10 protein-coding genes are annotated in these 19,868 nt (G+C 53.2%); 4 read left to right on the forward strand and 6 right to left on the reverse strand.

All coding sequences use genetic code 11. The features are described from left to right. Position 1: 1 nt before the first annotated feature. The 3 genes from ACP5D4_RS00890 to ACP5D4_RS00900 all read right to left on the reverse strand — a co-directional run bounded on the left by ACP5D4_RS00890 (position 2) and on the right by ACP5D4_RS00900 (position 9,826). A complete protein-coding gene (locus ACP5D4_RS00890; protein WP_428009726.1) occupies positions 2-8,212 on the reverse strand; it encodes an SDR family NAD(P)-dependent oxidoreductase in 8,211 nt (2,736 codons plus the stop codon). A 276-nt stretch (positions 8,213-8,488) separates the two neighbouring features. Then, on the reverse strand, positions 8,489-8,890 hold the full coding sequence (locus ACP5D4_RS00895; protein ID WP_428009727.1) for a hypothetical protein: 402 nt from the start codon (positions 8,888-8,890) through the stop codon (positions 8,489-8,491). Positions 8,891-9,385: 495 nt separating this feature from the next. After that, positions 9,386-9,826 carry a hypothetical protein gene (locus ACP5D4_RS00900; RefSeq protein ID WP_428009728.1) on the reverse strand — a complete coding sequence of 147 codons (441 nt, stop codon included), beginning with the start codon at positions 9,824-9,826 and terminating at the stop codon, positions 9,386-9,388. 418 nt (positions 9,827-10,244) lie between these two features. On the opposite strand from ACP5D4_RS00900, the gene ACP5D4_RS00905 reads away from it, so the two are divergent. From ACP5D4_RS00905 to ACP5D4_RS00915, 3 genes are all read left to right on the forward strand, one after another. Beyond that, positions 10,245-12,215 carry an AMP-dependent synthetase/ligase gene (locus ACP5D4_RS00905; protein WP_428009729.1) on the forward strand — a complete coding sequence of 657 codons (1,971 nt, stop codon included), beginning with the start codon at positions 10,245-10,247 and terminating at the stop codon, positions 12,213-12,215. Positions 12,216-12,279: 64 nt separating this feature from the next. Further along, entirely contained in the window at positions 12,280-12,729 is a 450-nt protein-coding gene (locus ACP5D4_RS00910) for a YlqD family protein (protein ID WP_428009730.1), read from the forward strand. Between the two features lie 192 nt (positions 12,730-12,921). After that, the gene (locus ACP5D4_RS00915; RefSeq protein WP_428009731.1) at positions 12,922-14,244 is read left to right on the forward strand and encodes a dihydrolipoamide acetyltransferase family protein; all 1,323 of its coding nucleotides are present in this window, start codon (positions 12,922-12,924) and stop codon (positions 14,242-14,244) included. Between the two features lie 170 nt (positions 14,245-14,414). Here the strand turns inward: ACP5D4_RS00915 and psb32 are convergent, their stop codons facing one another. Then, positions 14,415-15,134 carry a photosystem II repair protein Psb32 gene (gene psb32, locus ACP5D4_RS00920; protein WP_428009732.1) on the reverse strand — a complete coding sequence of 240 codons (720 nt, stop codon included), beginning with the start codon at positions 15,132-15,134 and terminating at the stop codon, positions 14,415-14,417. A gap of 80 nt (positions 15,135-15,214) precedes the next feature. Continuing rightward, positions 15,215-16,417: an RNA-guided endonuclease InsQ/TnpB family protein gene (locus ACP5D4_RS00925; RefSeq protein ID WP_428009733.1), complete on the reverse strand. Its 1,203-nt coding sequence runs from the start codon at positions 16,415-16,417 to the stop codon at positions 15,215-15,217. 256 nt (positions 16,418-16,673) lie between these two features. Between ACP5D4_RS00925 and serS the strand changes: the two genes are divergently transcribed. Next, on the forward strand, positions 16,674-17,954 hold the full coding sequence (gene serS / locus ACP5D4_RS00930) for a serine--tRNA ligase (protein WP_428009734.1): 1,281 nt from the start codon (positions 16,674-16,676) through the stop codon (positions 17,952-17,954). Positions 17,955-18,027: 73 nt separating this feature from the next. On the opposite strand, the gene ACP5D4_RS00935 is transcribed toward serS, so the two are convergent. Then, on the reverse strand, positions 18,028-19,623 hold the full coding sequence (locus tag ACP5D4_RS00935; RefSeq protein ID WP_428009735.1) for an MBL fold metallo-hydrolase: 1,596 nt from the start codon (positions 19,621-19,623) through the stop codon (positions 18,028-18,030). Positions 19,624-19,868: the final 245 nt, after the last annotated feature.

Consider the following 19,868-nt stretch of genomic DNA (forward strand, 5'->3'; position numbering starts at 1 on the left):
CTCACTCCAAATCCCCAAACTCCTCCAACGCTTCCAACAACTGGGCTTCCGCCTCTTCCGCCGACAACTGACGAATACGCGCCTCCTGGTCCGATACCCTCTCCGACGCCTCCGCTGGCGACGCCTCCAACCGACGGTTGAGATAGACCACCAACTTCGCCGGCGTGGGACAATCGAAGGTGATCGTCGCGGGTAACGCCACCCCCAACTGAATTTGTAAGCGGTTGCGAAACTCCACCGCCGCCAGAGAATCCAATCCCATTTCCGTCCAACCCCGACTCATCTCCAAATCCTCCGTCGCAACCATCCCCAACACCGTCGCCAACTGCTGTTTCACTACTTCCAACAGGCGAGATTGACGGAGTTGAGAACCCATCGCCGTCCATCCCTCCTTCGTCCCTATCCCCCCTTCGCCCCCCTTTGAAAGGGGGGTTGGGGGGGATGGTTGGGGGGATAATTGCGCCTGCGTTTCCCAGGGAACGACACCGATTTGAGTCTCGGGTTGAAATAACAGCCAATCGAGAACCGCCAACCCTTGCGACGGGGGAATCGTCCCCAATCCCCGCCGCCGGAAGCGTTTCCCCAACTCCGGCGTGGCGGCGAGTCCCACCTCCGCCCAGGGTCCCCAGTTGATGCTGGTGGCGGGGAGTCCTCGCCCCCGTCGATAGCGGGCTAAGCCGTCGAGGAAAGCGTTGGCGGCGGCGTAGTGGGCTTGTCCGGCGGACCCCCAAGCGGCCATGGAGGAAAACAGCCAGAAGAAATCGAGGTTTTGGGTGAGTCGGTGTAGGTTCCACGCCCCTCGCACTTTGGGGGAAAATACGCGATCGAACTGTGCGTCTGTCAACCGTCGTATTACGGCGTCATCGAGAACCCCGGCGGCGTGAACCACGCCCCGTAACGGCGGTTGCGCGGCTTCGATGTCTCGCAATACCGCCGCCAGTTCCTCGTATTGAGCGACATCGACGCAGTAGGAACGCAAGTCAATCCCCAAGGCTTCCGGGGGTTGGTGGCGTCGCGAGTTGACGACGGCGAGATGTTGCGCCCCCCGACGAACCAGCCAACGCACCACTTCCCAGCCCAAACCGCCGAAACCGCCGACGACGAGATAAGTGGCGTCGGGACGGATTTCTAGGGCGTGAGGGGGGGTAATGGCGATTTTTCCGATATGTTGGGCGTTTTGCAGGATGCGGAAGGCGTCGGAGGTGCGATCGCTCGTCATTGTTTTCACCGGAAGCGGTTGTATCCGTTCCGACCCCAGCAGGGCGGCGATTTCCCGTAACATCGATCGAACGAGGTTCGGTTGTCGCTGCATGACCTCCAGCAAATCCATCGTCAACACCGAGGAAGTGGCGGCGTGGGAAACATCCCGTTTTCCCAATTCCACGAACCGCCCCCCTTCTCGCAACAGAGACAGACTTTCCTCGACGAACGCCCCAGACAGGGAGTTCAACACCACATCGACCCCTTCCCCTCCGGTGTATTGGCGAACTCTGTCCGCGAAATCCAGACTTCGAGAACTGGCGACGCATTCAATTCCCAGAGACTTGAGAAACCCCTGTTTCGGCGGCGAAGCGGTGGCGAGAACCTCCGCCCCCAAGTGTTGGGCGAGTCTAACGGCGGCCAGTCCCACCCCTCCAGCTGCACTGTGGACGAGGATGCGTTCGGACGGCTGCAACTGGGCCAGGTGGTGGAGGGCGTAGAAGGCGGTGAGGAACGCACCGGGGACGGTGGCGGCGGCTTCGATTCCCAGGTTAGGGGGTTTGGACACCGCCCAGGCTGCGTTGAGGGTGACGTATTGGGAAAAGGCTCCGGTGGCGACGGCGCAAACCGCTTCGCCCCGCTGGAATTCCGTCACGTGGGTACCGACGGCGACCACTTCTCCAGCGCATTCCCAGCCGAGTTCTCCGGCGTTTCCGGGGTATTCGCCCAGGACGTTGAGAACGTCGCGGAAGTTCAACCCGGTGGCTTGGACGCGGATTTCGATTTCATCGGGGTTGGGGGGACGCCGTTGAATGTCTCGCCAGGTGAGGTTGTCGAGGGTTCCCCGTTGGGTGATTTGCAGGTGTTGCGGTGAGGTGGGGGGGGCGGTGGGGGGTTGGCGATGGCGGATGTGCGCAGTCCAGCGTTCTCCTTCGCGCAAGGCGATCGCATGTAACGTCTGCGACGACTCGAACGCGGTGTTCGTCTCGTCTGGGGGTTGCGCGAGTTCTGCAACCAGGGGGGAAATTTCTCGATCGAAGGGATCTAAATCGATCGTGCAAGGTTGCAGTTGAGGATGTTCGATGGCCAGGGTTTCGATAAATCCTGCAATATAAGATAACGAGACATTGCCAATACCGGGATATCGCCCCACCGCTTGCACTCCTCGCGTCACTACCCAGAGGCGAGGCGGGGTTTCCGAGATGTCGATGAGTTGTTGGCTGAGGTGCAGAAGACGGCGACGGGTTCGATCGATGGCCGTTTCAAAGCTGTCGGGATTGGGGATATAGACGACGCCGCCAACTTCCCGCAATGGGGAGTTGAGGGCGTTGGGAATATCGAGGCGGGTTGCAGGTTCGATCGCACTTTCGGGTAAGGTGCCAACCAGTTTCTCACCCAAAATCTCGTCTTCGGAAATCACGAGAATTTTACCGATTTCAGCGGTTTGAAAGTCAGGTTTCGGCGTTTTCTGCCAGCCCACTTCGTACAGCCAATCCCCCCTTAGCCCCCTATCCCCCCTTCGCCCCCTATCCCCACTTCGCCCCCCTTTCAAAGGGGGGTTGGGGGGGATGTTGGGGGGGATGTTGGGGGGCGCGATCGACTGAGACGCCAATCCTTCGATTTTTGCCACTAAAACGCCGTGACTGTCGTAAATATCTAAATTTCCATAAAATCTGTTTTGATTTGCTTTATGGCTTAATTTGGCATCGCAAAACAGACGTTCGGGCAGGGGTTGGTATATGGCGATTCGATCGATACCCACGGGAACCTGTAAACCGCCGTCGGGAATCGCCGCGAGAAGGGTTTGGAAACAGCCATCGAGAAGAACGGTATTTCGATTTTGAACCCCAGAATCGGGGAGTTTAATTTCAGCAAACGCGCGATTTGAGGAAATTTGAATCGCTTCAACGGATTGGAAGGTTTCGCCGTAGGTTAAACCGCGAGTTTGACAGTGAGAAATCCACTCGTTTCGAGACAGAGTATTTTGAAATTGCTCTCGCAACTTCGTCAAATCCACAGATTGAGAATTCGGAAGTTGAAGCGGTTGAATTTTTCCCGAAGCCTGTAAAATCCAGGTTTCAGAATCCGTTTGGCTGTAAATTGAAAATTCGCCGTTGGGTTCGAGAATAGTTTGAATTATCCGAGGAGACAAAGAGAGCGAAAGGGGGCGATCGAACCGTAGATTTTCTAAGACAATATCCTGACTTAACTCCGATTGCAGCTCTAACCCAATTTCTACATAACCCGCACCAGGAAAAATAACCTCACCGTTAACGGTGTGATCTTCAAAAAACCGATGAGTTTCCAGACTTAGAGAATTTTGAAAAATTCGAGACGCCAACGGCGAAGACAGGCGATTTCCCAACAGCGAAGAATTTCCAGATACAGCAACCGTAGAAATCGGAGATCGAGAACCGGAAGACGGCGCATCCAGCCAATGACGTTTTCGTTCAAACGGGTACGTCGGAAGCGGTAAACGGCGGTAATTCCCAGAAGATTCAATAGCGTTCCAATTCAGCGAAACCCCATTTCGGTAGAGTTGGGCGACCGTTTTTAACAGCGTTTTCCAAGGTGTTTTAGGATGCAAGCTCGCCAATTTCACCCCTTCAAACTCCGAAAGCATCGGTAACAGAACGGGTTTCGCTCCCACCTCCAAAATACAGCAATAGCCTTGACGAGAAAGAGAGTCAATCCCTTGTTGAAAGCGGACAGGTTGGCGGAGATGGCGCACCCAGTAATCCGGATTCGCGATATCAGCATCGATAAAATCTCCCGTCACCATAGAAAGAAGTTTTCGTCGCGGCGGACGGTAGGCGATCGATCGAGCAATTTCCGCAAACTCCTCTAAAATCGGTTCCACCAGAGCCGAGTGAAAACCGTGAGACACCCTTAAAACAGTGCTAGAAATTCCCGATTCCTCCAAATCTCGAGCAAGCGATGCAATTTCCTCCCGACTTCCCGAAACCACCGTATTCCGAGAACCATTAAACGCCGCGATTTCCAGTCTCGTATTCACCAAAAACCCTCGCAGCCGTTCCGCCCCAGCAAACACCGCCAACAAACCCCCCCTCGCCGGAAGTTTCGCGAAACATTTTCCCCTCGCCGCTACCAACCGCAACCCATCTTCCAAACTGAAGACATCCGCCAAACAAGCCGCCACATATTCCCCCAAACTGTGACCCCCCATCACCTCGGGAACCACCCCCCAAGACATCCACAACTTCGCCAAGGCGTATTCCACCGCAAACAAAGCCGGTTGAACATAGGGAGTTTCCAGGTTTCCCGTTTCCCGTTCCCCATTTCCATAGAGAACCTCCACCAAAGAAAAATCGAGAAGCTCGTCGCAGAGATCGATCGCCTCTCGAAAGATAGAATACCTATCATAGAGCGGTTTTCCCATCCCCGGATATTGCGAACCCTGACCCGGAAACAGAAACACCCATTTCCCAGCCTTCACCGAAGTTCGAGAAATTCCCCCACCGACAAACTCTCCCAGTTGGCGACGCAACCCTTCAACATTGTCCGACACCGCCGCAAAACGCTTCTCAAAATGAGTTCGTCCCGTATTCGCCGTAAAACAGATATCCCCCAACACCGCATCCGGAAAATCCCCCAACGCCGCCTCATATCTCTTCGCCAGTTCCCGCAACGCCGTATCCGTTTTCGCCGAAAGCGTCAAAATCGAAACCGGGCGAGAGTTCGCCGAATCCCGATTCTCATCAAAATCCCGAGACGGCGATTCCTCCAAAACAACATGAACGTTGGTTCCTCCAACACCCAACGAATTCACCCCCGCCCGTCGCGGCTGTTTCCCAGAATTCCAATCCCGAAGTTTCGTATTCACAAAAAAGGGAGAATTCGCGAAATCGATTTGCGGATTCGGGGTGTCACAGTGGAGACTGGGGGGAATTTTCCCGTGATGAAGCATTAACACCGTTTTAATCAAGCCCACAATTCCCGAAGCAATTTGCAGGTGTCCGACATTGGTTTTCACCGAACCCACCGCACAAAAGCCTCGATTTTGCGTAAACTGACGAAACGCCCGCGTCAACCCTGCAATTTCAATAGGGTCGCCGAGAACTGTTCCCGTACCGTGAGTTTCGATATACTCGATCGAATCTGCTGAAACCCCCGACCGTTGCAAAGCGTCGAACACCACCCTCGCCTGTCCGTCGCCATTGGGAGCCAGATAGCCCACCTTCTGACCGCCATCGTTGGCGATCGCAGACCCTTTCACCACAGCATAAATTCTATCCCCATCCGCGATCGCCCGTTCCAGGGGTTTCAACGCCACCAACCCCACCCCGCTCCCGAAGATCGTCCCCCCAGCCTTCTCATCGAACGCCCGACAGCATCCGTCCGGCGACACGATCGATCCTTCTCTATATAGATAACCAACTTTTTGCGGAACCCGAACCGACACCCCACCCGCCAAGGCGATGTCGCATTCCCCCCGTAGCAAACTCTGACAGGCCAAATGAACCGCCACCAGCGAAGTCGAACAGGCCGTTTGAACGTTCACACTCGGACCCGTGAAATTGAGCTTATAAGAAACCCGCGTCGGGAGATAATCCTTATCATTCGCCACCATCAACTGAAATCCCCCCACCGAATCCAGCGTCACCACCCCCAAATCGTCGATATCGTCGAGGCGATGGCGATTGGGGTAAACATTATTGAGGAGATAAGTATTCGTCACCCCTCCCGCAAACATCCCCACCGAACCCGGATAGCCGTTCGGGGCGTAACCCGCATTTTCCAGCGTTTCCCACGCACATTCCAATAACAGCCGTTGTTGGGGGTCGAGAAGAGCCGCCTCTTTCGGAGAGTAGCCGAAAAATTCCGCATCAAACCCTTCCACATCCGAAAGAATCGGACTGGCTTTCACATAATCAGGATGGTTCAGTAAGTCCGGCGAAATCCCCGACGCCAAAATCTCCGCCTCCGACAGTTGCGAAATCGATTCGACGCCATCACAGAGATTTTCCCAAAACCTTTTCAGGTCGTCCGAACCGGGAAACCGCCCCGCCAAACCAATCACCGCAATATCAGCGGTGTCGCGAGGGAGACGAGACGCAGACGCAGAAACTTGCAAACCCAAAACCGCAGACTCAGGAGACTCCGCCAACCACCCCGCTAACGTGGCGACAGTCGGATAGCGAAACAACTCCGCCACCGGAATCTCGCGATGAAACCGACCTTGAAGCTGCTGCTGAACCTGTAGCAATTTCAGCGAATTTCCCCCCAACTCAAAGAAATTATCCGTCACGCCGAAACGATCGATCCCCAGAACCGCTTTCCAAACCTCCGCAATATCCCGTTCCCCATCGTTACTCACTCGAACCGGGGGAATCGCCGACAGCAACCCCTCGATTCGCCCCACAATCTCGTCAAAATTCCCCGCCTCGAACAATTGAGTGAGTTGGCGGCGTTGAATTTTCCCAATCGCCGTTTTAGGAATCGCAGCCTTCTCCACAGGAATCACGAAATCCGGCGTCACCCCCACTTCCAGCGAAACCCTTTTGCGAATTTGTCGAATCAGAGACAGTTCCTGAGAAGACTCATCAAGATGGACGAAAATCGCCAGTTGTTCCCCCACCGCCTCAGAAACGCAAACCGGACAAGCCGCAGTATAAGAAGCCTCCACCCCCTCGAGTTCTTCCACCACCGCCTCAATTTCACTACAGGCGAAATTGACACCGCGAACGATGGCCGTTTCGCTGTCTCTCCCCACCAGAACCAATCGCCCCTCGTGGAGAAACGCCAAATCTCCCGTCTCGAACCAGCCCTCTCGCATCACCTTCGCCGTCGCCTCCGGGTTGCGGTGGTAGCCATCAAACACCACCTCGCCGCCAACCTGCAACCGTCCGACCGTATCCTCGGGGAGTTCGCTTCCATCCTCGGCGACAATTCTCAAACGAACCCCAGAAATCGGCGTTCCCAAGTCGGCGACGGTCAAATGATTGGAAGAGGAGGACCCAGAAGCAGAAGGGGAGACCGAACCCGCGAGACGGTTTTTCTCGATGGCGTAAAACTGAAGGGGGGCGTCGGGAGTGGGTTGATAGTAAGTGACGCCGGAGGCGAGTTCCGCCATTCCGAAAGCGGGGCGAATCGCGTCGGGGCGGACACCGTAGGGAGCGAGTCGCCTCAGACAGTCGCCGATGGCGGATTGGGAGAGGGTTTCGCCAGCAGCGAGAAGAAATTTAACGCAGGATAAATCCCAAGTTTTCTCAGACTGAGTTTCTAAAGCGTTGGCGAGAAGGCGATAGGCGAAGTTCGGCGCCCAGCTATGGGTGATGCGATAGCGATCGATCGTCTCTAACCAGAATAACGGATCGCGCAACACGGCATCTTTGGAGGTGTAGACCACGGAACACCCGGCGAGAATACAGCGAATATGCCAGTCTGATAGACTGCCGATGTGGTCGAAGGGAAGCCAGTTGAAGGCGATATCATCGGAGCGATGTCCGTTGAGGCGGTTGGTGGCCATCGCCCTAGCGATGACGTTGCGATGGGTGAGTCTCACGCATTTGGGGAGTCCCGTACTTCCTGAGGTGAGGGTTAGAAAGGCCACGTCGTCCGGTTGACTGGGATAGAGGGTCGTGGCGGCGTCGAAGTCCCGAAGTGAAGCGATGTCGTAGACGGGGGCGAACTGGCGAAAGGGTTTTGCCTCGGGGGAATCGATAAGAATCGGCGGTTTTTCCAGAAATTCCCAGATTTTTTCGAGTTTGGCGAGGGCGGGGTTGGGGCTGTCGGTGGTGGGGGGAACTTCCACAATCAGGGGAATCCAACCGCTGAAGAGACAGCCCCAAAAGGCCGGCAAAAGGTTAGAAAGCTGGTCGCAGGCTAGGATTATCGGCGTTCTGGGGGGATGTCCGGTGTCTCGCAGTCCGCTGCAAATTTGTCGCCCCTCTCGCCAGAGTTGAGGGTAGGAACTGAGGATTTCTCGATCGCCCTCGAGATAGGCGATCGACCCTTTCGTATCATTTTTTGATAAATTTGTCAATAGCATCGCGGTGTTTTTTTTTGAAAAACCACAGAGACCCGGAAGACGTTAAAGCCAGTGGTGTCAAATTACCGCAAGATGGGTCACTATAGCATCACCCGGTTGGATGTCCTGCCAAGTGGCGTATCTCAACTATCGGTTTGAGGTATCGGAAGCAGCGGAAGCGCAGTTTTGGGAAGCGTTGGAAGAGTGTAGGGATTTGGGGGAATAAAAAAAGCGAGCTTATGGCTAAACTGGCGCGTTTGGCTCGCTTTTTCCTAAAACGTTCAATTCAGCTAGATTTTAGTGGGCAAATGCTTTAATTCCTTTTCCTACAAGGTTAGAACTCCCACTCGCTGCACTTAAACTCGCTACACCTGCTGTACTACAAACTGGTGCTAAAGCTGCTGCTGGAGGAAATACAGCACTAGCTAAGGCATCTGCTGCATAGCAAATCCCCACGGCGACTCCTGCCGAACCTAACATCACTGCTCCCCCTTCGATCGATTCACACACAATTTTTTCTAGCATATTTTTAGGCTCTCCGTTCCAGCAATTTTGCAAAATGTTCGAGGATGTCTCGTAGTTCTCTATATAGTAGTTGCTTGGATAATTTTGATTCAATTCACCTGCATAGCTCGCTCGTGGTGTAGCTACAAAGAGACTTGTGACAACTAATGCAATAGCTAGGAATTGCCGTAACATTTGGATAAACCTACTTACAATTTATTTACCTTCTTTTTTTATAGCAACAAACATGACTCTATCGCAAGAGATCCAGCAATTTTTTGTGACACTTGTGTAACTGTCTGCTTGAAGCCATTAAGGGTGAAGCCGTATTTTTTTGGAATTGATTTGTTTTGTATTGATTTCAGAGTCTTCTGAGATTAGGGTGTAATTTATTAATTGGAATACAAAATCTGGGTGTCGATCGCCTCAAACTCAGAAAGCCCTAATTTATACAATTTATACTCTTTATTTGTATTTTGTTAATTTCTTGGAAATCCAAGCAGTAAGCAGTTAATTGGTGCGTAAAAGCACGCAAGGTCTGGGCGTATAATACTGATATTTTGATTAAAGAGTACAGCCATTTGAAAGCGGATTTATAACTCGCAGCCTGGCGTCCCCCGGACGGGTGTACTACTGCTAACGGTGACGCGAGGGTAAACAGAGCGAATCATGTAGGAATTTCTGGAAAATTTAGCGTGTTTGCGGGCATAATTCATCAAAATAATAGCCTCGCCCTGCATTGACCGTGGCATAGTCCGAGTCGTCCCCTCTCAGTTGCATCCACCAGTCGGGATTGGGAACGAAATCTTCTCCTAAGTTAGACCCCACCCTACGCCTCGAACAGTCTGCAAAAAAACGCGGGGTTTGAGTGTACGCAACGTATTGACTCGGGGTTCCGTAGTCTCGAATCTGTTCGGTTTGAAAGAGTGCGGTGTTGACGGTACTACCGTCGGACAAGCGAATCGTTTCCACATCGCTGATTCGAGTAGCGTTCACGCGACATCCCGTCCCGCAACCGTGAGTGATTGTATTTCCTTGAGAGTCTTGAGCCACAGCACTGGTAGTCAGACTGCTAAGACTCACAAGGCTGAGAAAACCAATAATCCCCAAACCCACTCGTTTTTTCAACATGACCTTTCCCCAATTCACAACAGCCCGTGACGGCTTCTATAATTCTCTCGCCTTCCCCACCCGGTTTTTTACGGCAAATGCCTCACATTGTCATATTTCTTTACAGCTAGGGTTGGAAAGTTGGGTTTCGTTCCCTAGTGACAACCTATAGCTTTTTGAAGTATAATTATTTTTTATTTGCAATAATTGGGTGATTTTTGTTCAAAAAATTATGAAAAGCTTTTTTGTAAGTAAAAATTATTGCAAGCATTTAATTTTGAGTTCCAAAAAAATATAATCTAAGGTTATCATTCTCGATCGCCCCCTGCCCCTCCCCCCAACATCGATCGATCTCACGGCTGTCACACCCGCCCCAGAGTTTCCGTAAAACCCCGCAGATATTAAAGTTGAAAGAAATTCGCAATCATTCCCATCTACTATGAATCGAGCCGTTGCCTCTCACCGAGAACTGACCGATCGCGAACAGGTCAACTACAACAAAGGCAGTGACTACAGCCAAGCCCATACCCTAACCGAAGTCTGGTCGATCGCCGCCGATCGCTTCGGCCAACTCACCGCCTTACACGACCCCCACCACCCCGAGGACCTGCGCCTCAGTTACCGTCAACTGTGGCAGCAAATTCGCCAGTTTGCCGCCGGACTGCAAACATTAGGCGTACAGTTCGCCGAAGAACCGCCCCGAATCGCCTTATTCGCCGAAAATAGCTCCCGTTGGTTCGTCGCCGACCAAGGCATCCTGGCCGCAGGCGCGGCGAACGTGGTGCGATCGAGCCAAGCCGATCGCGACGAACTCCTCTATATCTTCCAACACAGCCAAAGTTCCGGCCTCGTCGTCGAAGACCTCGCCACCCTAAAAAAACTCCAATCCGCCACCGACGACAGCCTCAAACTCAGCGACAGCCTAACCTGGGTCGTCTTACTCTCCGACGAATCCCCCACCGAAGACAGCCCCTTACAACTCCTCAACTTCAACCAACTCATGGAACGGGGCGCCTCCGGAGAATTCCACCCTTCCAGCACAACTCGCGAAACCCTCGCCACCCTCATCTACACCTCCGGAACCACCGGACGACCCAAAGGTGCAATGCTGACCCACGGCAACTTCTTGCATCAAATTAACGCCTTTCGCAGCATTTTCCCCCCCAACCCCGGCGATCGCGCCCTCAGCATCCTCCCCAGTTGGCACGCCTACGAACGCACCTGTGAATATTACCTCCTCTCCCAAGGTTGCACGGTGCTTTACACCAGCATTCGCCATTTCAAAAAAGACCTCAAACAGCACAAACCCCATGTCATGGTCGGCGTTCCGCGACTCTGGGAATCCATCTATGAAGGAGTTCAAAAAACTTTCCGCGAACAGCCTCCCAACAAACAAAAACTCGCCAACTTCTTCATCGACATCAGCCAACGCTACATCGAAGCCAAACATCTCAGCCAAGGCTTGACCTTAGACGCCACGCCCCCCTCCAAACTGCAACGCCTCAAAGCCAAAGCCAAAAAAGCCGCCCTGTCTCCCCTCCACCGCCTCGCAAGTAAATTAGTCTATTCCAAAGTTCGCGCCGCCACCGGGGGAAACGTCAAATATCTCATTAGCGGCGGCGGTTCCCTAGCCCGCCATATCGATGTCTTTTTCGAGGCGATCGGTATTAACCTCCTCGTCGGCTACGGCTTAACCGAAACCTCCCCCGTCTTGACCGTGCGGCGGGCGTGGGAAAATTTACAGGGTTCCTCGGGTCCCCCGGTCATCGACACTGAAATCTGCATCGTCAATCCTGAAACGCGGCAGGTTTTACCCGAAGGCGAAACGGGTTTGGTGTTGGCACGCGGTCCGCAAATTATGAAAGAATACTACCGCAACCCGGAAGCCACCCAAAAGGCGATCGATCCGCAAGGTTGGTTCGACACGGGAGATTTGGGGCGTTTAGTCCCCGGAAAATACCTGGTATTGACGGGACGGGCGAAAGATACCATCGTTCTCAGTAACGGCGAGAATATCGAACCCCAACCCATCGAAGACGCCTGCGTTCGCAGTGCTTACATCGACCAAATTATGTTGGTGGGACAGGATCGCAAACAACTCGGCGCCTTAATTGTCCCCAACTGGAAAGCTTTGTCTCAATGGGCGACAGAACAGGGGATGTCCGCCAACGACGAAGGAACGCCGCCTGTGAATATCGAGGACGATCGCGTGACGAAACTGTTCCGCAGCGAACTCAACCGCGAAGTGAAGAACCGCCCCGGTTATCGCGCCGACGATCGCATCGGCCCCTTTCGGCTGATTCTCGACTCGTTTTCCATCGAAAACGGAACCATGACGCAGACGTTAAAAATCAAACGGCCTGTCGTTCGGGAACGTTACCGCGATACGATTGACAAGATGTTCGAGTGAGCCGCACCGCTGCCCGCCTCGAACCCATTTTCGACCTTTTGCACAGGACAGCCTTTAAAGATTCATGGAACTGGATAACTCGAAATTACTCCTGAAACGGAACGTGACGATTAAGGCGATCGTCACGCCCCGCTGGAAAGAAGAAGCCCAAGAACAACTGCAAAGGCAGATCGCTCAACTCGACAGTCAGCTTCAACAGCTTGAAATGCAAGCTCAAAAAGCCGTCACGGAACTGAAAAGTAAAGGACTGCAACCCCCCGGACCCCAAGTCCAACAACAAATCGACAACCTGCAAATTCAAGTCAACCAGCGTAAAAGCCAGTTGCTAGAGCAGAAAAACCAAGTTTTACAACAATTGCAACAAGTCGAAACCGTCGAACTCGATCGTGAGGTCAACCAAGGACAAATTGAAAGTCTGTTTTATGCCGGACAAGGCGATAACTTGATTCAAAAACTACAAACTGAAATCCTAATTAAAGACGGAGAAATCATCGAAGTTCGCGGAGAACTTTAGGGGATGAGGGGATGATGGGATGAGGGGATGATGGGATGAGGGGATGATGAGGAGAGACAATTTCTTCCTATCTCCCCATCTCCCTTTCTCCCCCTCTCCCCGGCTCCCCATCACCTCGCCCCCGCAACATGGTATCTTTGGGTATTTGCAAACGGTAGTTTTCCTCAAGTGTAGAGCGCGGGAAGTCCCCTTATGATCCACGAAATTTTTATGCCTGCCTTAAGTTCCACCATGACTGAAGGCAAAATCGTCTCTTGGACGAAATCCCCAGGGGACAAGGTGGAAAAAGGCGAAACGGTGGTTGTCGTCGAATCGGATAAAGCTGACATGGATGTGGAGTCCTTTTACGAAGGGATTCTAGCGACCATCGTTGTCGGAGAAGGCGAAGTCGCCCCCGTTGGCGGTACTATCGCCCTGTTAGCGGAAACGGAAGCGGAAATCGAAGAAGCTAAGCAAAAAGCCCAGCAACAGCAACAAGGGCAATCCTCCACGGCGGCCGCTTCGGAAACGCCGTCAACTCCCGAACCGACGCCGGCCGCAGCCACGGCACAAAACGGCGCCTCTCAAGCGGCGGCTAGCGGTCAAAACGGCGGCCGCGTGGTGGCTTCTCCTCGCGCCCGGAAGTTGGCGAAAGAGTTGAAAGTCGATTTGAAAGGACTGCAAGGAAGCGGTCCTTACGGTCGGATTGTGGCTGAAGACGTGCAAGCGGCGGCCGGACAACCTGTCCAGCCGGCTGCAACGGCTGTGGCTCAGATGCCTTCGGCTCCGGCGCCGTCGGCGGTTCCGGCGGTTCCGGCGCAAGCCCCTACGACGACGGCTCCGGCGGCTACTAGCGCCCCCTTGGGTCAGGTGGTTCCGTTCAACACGCTCCAAGGGGCTGTGGTGCGGAATATGACGGCCAGCTTGCAAATTCCGTCTTTCCGTGTGGGATACACTATCACCACGGACAATTTAGATGCCCTCTACAAGCAAATTAAATCGAAGGGCGTGACGATGACGGGGCTACTGGCGAAAGCGGTGGCGGTGACGTTGCAGAAACACCCGTTACTTTATGCTCGTTATACGGAACAGGGCGTTCAGTACAACGGCAACATTAATGTGGCGGTGGCGGTGGCTATGCCCGGAGGCGGTTTGATTACGCCAGTGATGCGCGATGCCGACCAGATGGATATTTATTCGCTGTCTCGGTCGTGGAAGGATCTCGTGGCGCGGGCGCGATCGAAACAACTGCAACCGGACGAATATAGCACTGGGACTTTTACTTTATCGAATTTGGGAATGTTTGGGGTCGATCGCTTTGATGCCATCGTTCCCCCCGGACAGGGTTCGATTCTCGCCATCGGTGCCTCTCGTCCGCAAGTGGTCGCGACGGACGACGGCTTGATGGGGGTCAAACGTCAAATGCAAGTGAACATCTCCTGCGACCACCGCATTATTTACGGTGCGGACGCGGCGGCGTTCTTGAAAGATTTGGCCGACCTCATTGAAAACAACCCGCAATCTCTCACGCTGTAGGGGGTTTTCTCCTTCTGCCTTGTCTCCCGTAGCTGCCTTTTAAACAAGGCGGTTGCGGGATTTTTAAATATCGTTTTTTTAATCTAGATAATTAGAGGTAATTTAAGCATTAATAACAACCATAAAACCTCGAGGTTTTATGGTTGTTATTAACTTTTAATGGCGAGTATTTACTGATATAAAACAAAATACGTCACCATCGGAATCACCGTCGCAGCAATCAACAACACGATAACAACGGTAGTAGAATTGCTTTTCTGCGCTTCTGTTTCTTCCGCCGTGGCGAAGGTTCCTTCCACTTGAACGTTGTTGTTTAACTCGGGCGCTCCGGGGTCGGTTTCGCCGGACAATACGGCAACTAAACGGTCTTTTGCTCCCACAAATGCCTCGTTATATTTATCCCCTTCAATGAGCGGATATAACAGCGTTTCTTGGGCGACACTTTCGGCAATTTCCGGGTTGAGGGTTTCTGCCGCCGCCTCTCCCACGCGAATGGCGGCGTTGTTCGTCACCACGTCGAGGGTGAGTAAGACTTGGTTGGCTTGGGCTTCTGGGGTGGGAAACCATTTTTCAAACAGTGCGTCGGTGAAACTTTGCATGGTTTCGCCGTAATCTACATGGCGAATCGTCACGACGCGAACTTCGGTTCCGGTGTCTTGGCTGAGTTCGTCGAAGGCTTGGCTGAGTTGGCTTTCGTTGATGCGACTGATGGCGTTTCCGTCGTCGATAACCCAGGTGGAATCGCCGGGAGAGAGGAAGGGCATATCGTAAACCCCCGTGGCGTAGGCGGGGGTGGCGATCGCAAACAGGGCGATCGCTGCCAATATTGCCAACGCCATACCTCGGAGGTAGCGTTTAGCGAGTTCGATCGATTGGAGGAGCTGTTTCATAGCCTGTATTCAAAAACTCTCGAGCAATAATTGACATCCTCCCACGCTAATTCAAAGAATATAGCGTGGGATTCCCACCATCACTGATGAGGTTTCCTCTTTCCACGACTCAACTTACCTTGAGGAGTTTCCCCACCAAGGCAGAGGTCGATATCTCCAGAGGCGTTAGTTCCCGTATGCCCTACGGTACGCAATCCTAATTCAAGGATATTGATGGCTGCATTCCAATCTCTATCAATGACCAAACCACAATGAGGACAGCGGTGGGTTCTCGTTGATAGAGACTTTTGAACGTTCTCCCCACAGTTAGAGCAATTCTGGCTCGTGTACTGGGGAGCAACAGCAACCGTTGCTACCCCGAACACCTTACCGAAATACTCCACCCACTGGCGGAACGTTGACCAGGCAGCATCGGAGATCGATTTAGCGAGATTATGGTTTTTTACCATGTTTCGCACGTTCAAGTCCTCATAGGCGACCAAGTCGTTAGACCGGACGACGCACAATGCCGTTTTGACGGCAAAGTCTTTACGCTGCCGACTTACCTTGAGATGCTTTCTCGCGAATCGATTTCTAGCTTTCTGTCGATTCTTAGACCCTTTCTGGGTTTTAGATAATCGACGTTGAAGGCGTTTGAGAGCTTTCTCAGACTTTCTTAGGTTTCTGGGATTTTCCACGGTCTGACCGTCTGAGTCGGTGTAGAAATGATTCAGTCCGACATCTAACCCGACCGTTTTTCCGGTCGCTTCTCGTTTCTCCAGGCGCTCTTGGTCGATACAGAACTGAACGTAGTATCCATCAGCGCGACGGACCACTCTCACCCGCTTAATCTGCTTTAACTGGTAGAAATGTAAGTCACGAGTCCCCCACATTTTGAAGCTGCCCACCTGGAATCCGTCAGTAAAGGTAATCGTCCTTCTATCCTCTGACAGCTTCCAACCTGAGGTTTTGTACTCAACTGAATCGCGAGTTTTATGCTTCTTGAATTTAGGGAACCCTTTTTTGCCGGGATGGTTTTTCTTGCAGTTCTCGTAGAAGCGAGCTATAGCTGACCCGGCTCGTTCCGCCAAGGCTTGACGAGCCATTGAGTTCAGCTTTTTTGCCCAAGGAAACTCTTGGGCAAGAACCGCACAATAGGCGCTTAGTTCATACCGTCCAACTCCCTTGTTGTCCATCCAATATCTCAGGCAACTGTTACGAACAAACCGAGCCGTCCGAATAGCCTCATCTAGCCGTTCGTACTGGTCTTTGGCTCCTTCTAGCTTGGCCTCAAATACCAGCATGACACCATTGAGTCACTTGGCGCGATTGTACCACAGGTGTTGCCGCGATTCATCTCAACGTTGAATCAAAGATTACAACGTGAGCCTTCTCGCGGATTAAGGTAATACTAGGATACCGAGCGGCTTTCTGATTTCTCGTCGGCGATCGCGCCAACTTTACAAATCCAGGCGATCGAACAGATGCGGAACGAGTGCAAAACCTGATAGCTTAACTTTTATCGGCAATTGAAAGATTTTATTTACCTCTTCGCGAATCGTGCTAGACATCAAACTCATCCGAGACAACCCTGAAGCCGTCCGAGACCAACTCGCTCTGCGCGGTAACGGCTACGATATTACGGAGATCGTCGAACTCGATCGCCAACAACGGGACTTAGAAACGCAGCGATCGCAACTGCAAGCCCGCAGCAACGAAATCGGGAAAGCGATCGGACAAAAAATCAAATCCGGAAGCGACCCCAAAGGCGAAGAGATTCAAAACCTCAAAGCAGAAGGAAACCAGGTTAAAACGCAACTCGGCGCCCTCGAACCTCAAGAGAAGGAACTCAAAAGCCAACTCGAAACCCTGTTGCTAAACCTTCCCAACCTTCCCAGCGATTCCACGCCAGCCGGAAAAGACGAAACGGAAAACGTGGAAATTCGCCGTTGGGGAGACCAACACAAACCCGACAACGAGAAAATTCTGCCCCATTGGGATATCGCGGAAAAAATGGGGATTCTAGCGGTCGATCGCGCCGTAAAAGTCGCCCAAAGTCGCTTCGTCGCCCTTCTCGGCGCTGGCGCAGCCTTAGAACGGGCGCTGATTAGCTTCATGCTAGACCGACAAATCGCCGCCGGATACACGGAAGTCATTCCCCCCTTCCTCATCAACAGCGCCTCGTTACAAGCCACGGGACAATTGCCCAAATTCGCCGAAGAAAGCTTCAAATGCGACTCAGACGACCTTTGGTTAACGCCGACGGCGGAGGTTCCCCTCACTAACCTCTATCGCGACGAAATCCTCTCCTCTGACGAGTTACCCATTTACCACTGCGCCTATACCCCCTGTTTCCGTCGCGAAGCCGGAAGCTACGGGAAAGACACTCGAGGATTGATTCGACTGCACCAGTTCAATAAAGTGGAATTGGTGAAAGTGGTGCGTCCGGAAACCTCCCAAGAGGAACATCAATCGTTAGTTCGAGATGCTGAGGCGATTTTACAGGCGTTGAAACTGCCCTATCGCGTCATCGAACTCTGTACGGGAGATTTGGGCTTCGGCGCCAACAAGTGTTATGACTTAGAGGTATGGTTGCCCGCCTCGGGAACCTATCGCGAAATTTCCAGTTGCTCGAATTTCGGTGATTTCCAAGCGCGACGGGGTAATATCCGCTTCAAGGAAAAAGGGAAAAAGGGAACCCAATACGCCCACACTCTCAACGGTTCGGGACTTGCGATCGGTCGCACGATGGCGGCAATTTTGGAAAACTACCAGTTACCGGACAACACGATTCGCGTTCCCGAGGTGCTGCAACCCTATTTAGGGCGCGAGGTGCTTTAAGAAGTGATGAGGAGATGATGTGATGACCGGATGATGTGAAATCTCCCCTTCTCCCCTTCTCCCCATCATCCCCTCAATCCATCTCCTCCTCAACGGGCTGAAACACCGGACAACTCCCGTCGGGAGTGACTTTAAACCCGTGAAGGGGAGAGTCGGGGTTGAAACATCGCTGTCCCCGGTAGTAGCGACAGTTGGCACAACAGGCGAGATGGGGCGGAACGTATCGATCGCGATCGAGCAGTTCCCGCTGCGATAACCCCCGCAGTACCAGTTCGTCCCCCTGCCAGCGCGTTTCCACGAGTCCGGTGTCGGCGAAGGTTTGCCAGCGACGATCGCGAGCCAATGACGGGGGTAAGGTGATGGTAATATAAGCCTCCTGTTCGGTCAGTTCTCCTTCGTAGTGACTATCGGGGAGTTCGGCTTGGGGACGCTGTTCTCGTAAGGGCAGTTCCACCAGTTTGCCCACGGAGGGATAGTGGAGTTGGTAGCGGTTTCGCAGTTCTTCGAGGTTGGTGAGATCGGCGAGATAGTTGGCGGAACCGTGGACGAAAACGACGTGCTGGGGACGCAGGTTGTGGATGAGTTGGGTGGTGCCGGAGCGATCGCAATGTTCGCTGAGAAGGTAGGTTTCGACGCGCAGGTTGGGCAGTTCGTCGATGCTGCTTTCGGGGATGGGATAGCCGGGAGTGAGGGGACGCAGTACCAGCCAGTTTCGATCGATCGCCTCACAGTAAGGGGTTAAGTCAGTATCGAGATCGGTTAAGACGATACAAGGGGCGTCGCGGAGTTGGGGTAGATCGATCGCGGTTAGACGCTTCATGTGCGGACGCACGCGATCGTCCCAAAATAGGGGTTGGTGACGGGCGAAGTTCTGTACGGAGGTGGGCAGGTGGGGCAAAATTTCGAGATAGGCATCGCACCCCGCCGCCACGCTCTCCTCAACCCACAAATCGATCTCTCGCCCGGTAAAGTGGTGGTGCGATCGCAGTAACATTAACAGTTCTTGTCCCAAGCCCAGCCTCGGAACGGGCATGAGAATCCCGTAACCTTCGTTGAGAGCGCGATCGATCCGCTCTGCTAGTTGGTTTTCCTGGGTGCGCCGTTTGGGATAGCGGGCGGTGCCGTAGCTCCCTTCGCTGATGAGAACGTCGGGATGCCAACCTCGCAACTCTTCTAGGGGCAACCCGTCTACTAAGCGAGAGTTGGACAGGAGAAAGTCTCCTGTATACACCACTGAATAGGTGCGATCGCGACCGTGATAGGTCAACCGTACCACCGACGCCCCCGGAAGATGTCCGGCGGGAAACAGTTCTACCCACAAATCCTCTGCAATCTCGACTGGGGTTCGCCAAGGCAATCCCTGACAAAAGGACGGCACTTTTTCCTCCTCCAGCCAGTTCAGCGGCAACAACTCCGCCGTGATTTCGCTGGCGTAGATGGGGAGGTGCGGCGCGATGCGATGCAGGGGCAACAGTCCCTGGGCGTGGTCAGCATGGGCGTGGGTACAGATAACAGAGTCGGCTACGCGCAGGCGGCCGTCTTCTGAAATGAGAGGGTCTAAGGTTTCCAGTCCACAATCGAGCAGGACGCGATGGGGGCCGATTCGCACCCACAAACTAATACCTTCGTTTGTATGACCGACGCCATAGGGCAGACATTCGATCTCCATGTTTTCGATCGCCCCCTTCTCGGGCGCTCGCCTTATCGTTCGAGATTCTTACGATGCTATCAAGTCGGGTTTGCCTTCTACCAGCATCCGGGGATCGCTCGTAACGAAGCGAAACATATCGAAAAAACTATTGACTTAATATGTGTTTTGTGGTAAAAAATCTTTTCGATCGAGGGCGTGGAAAGTCGATCGAGCGTTCGTCAAAGACCGAAATCGCAGAATCGATCGCCTCTCGTCGTTCGAGA

Source organism: Baaleninema sp., from assembly GCF_049974805.1.
Taxonomy (GTDB): domain Bacteria; phylum Cyanobacteriota; class Cyanobacteriia; order Cyanobacteriales; family Geitlerinemataceae; genus Baaleninema.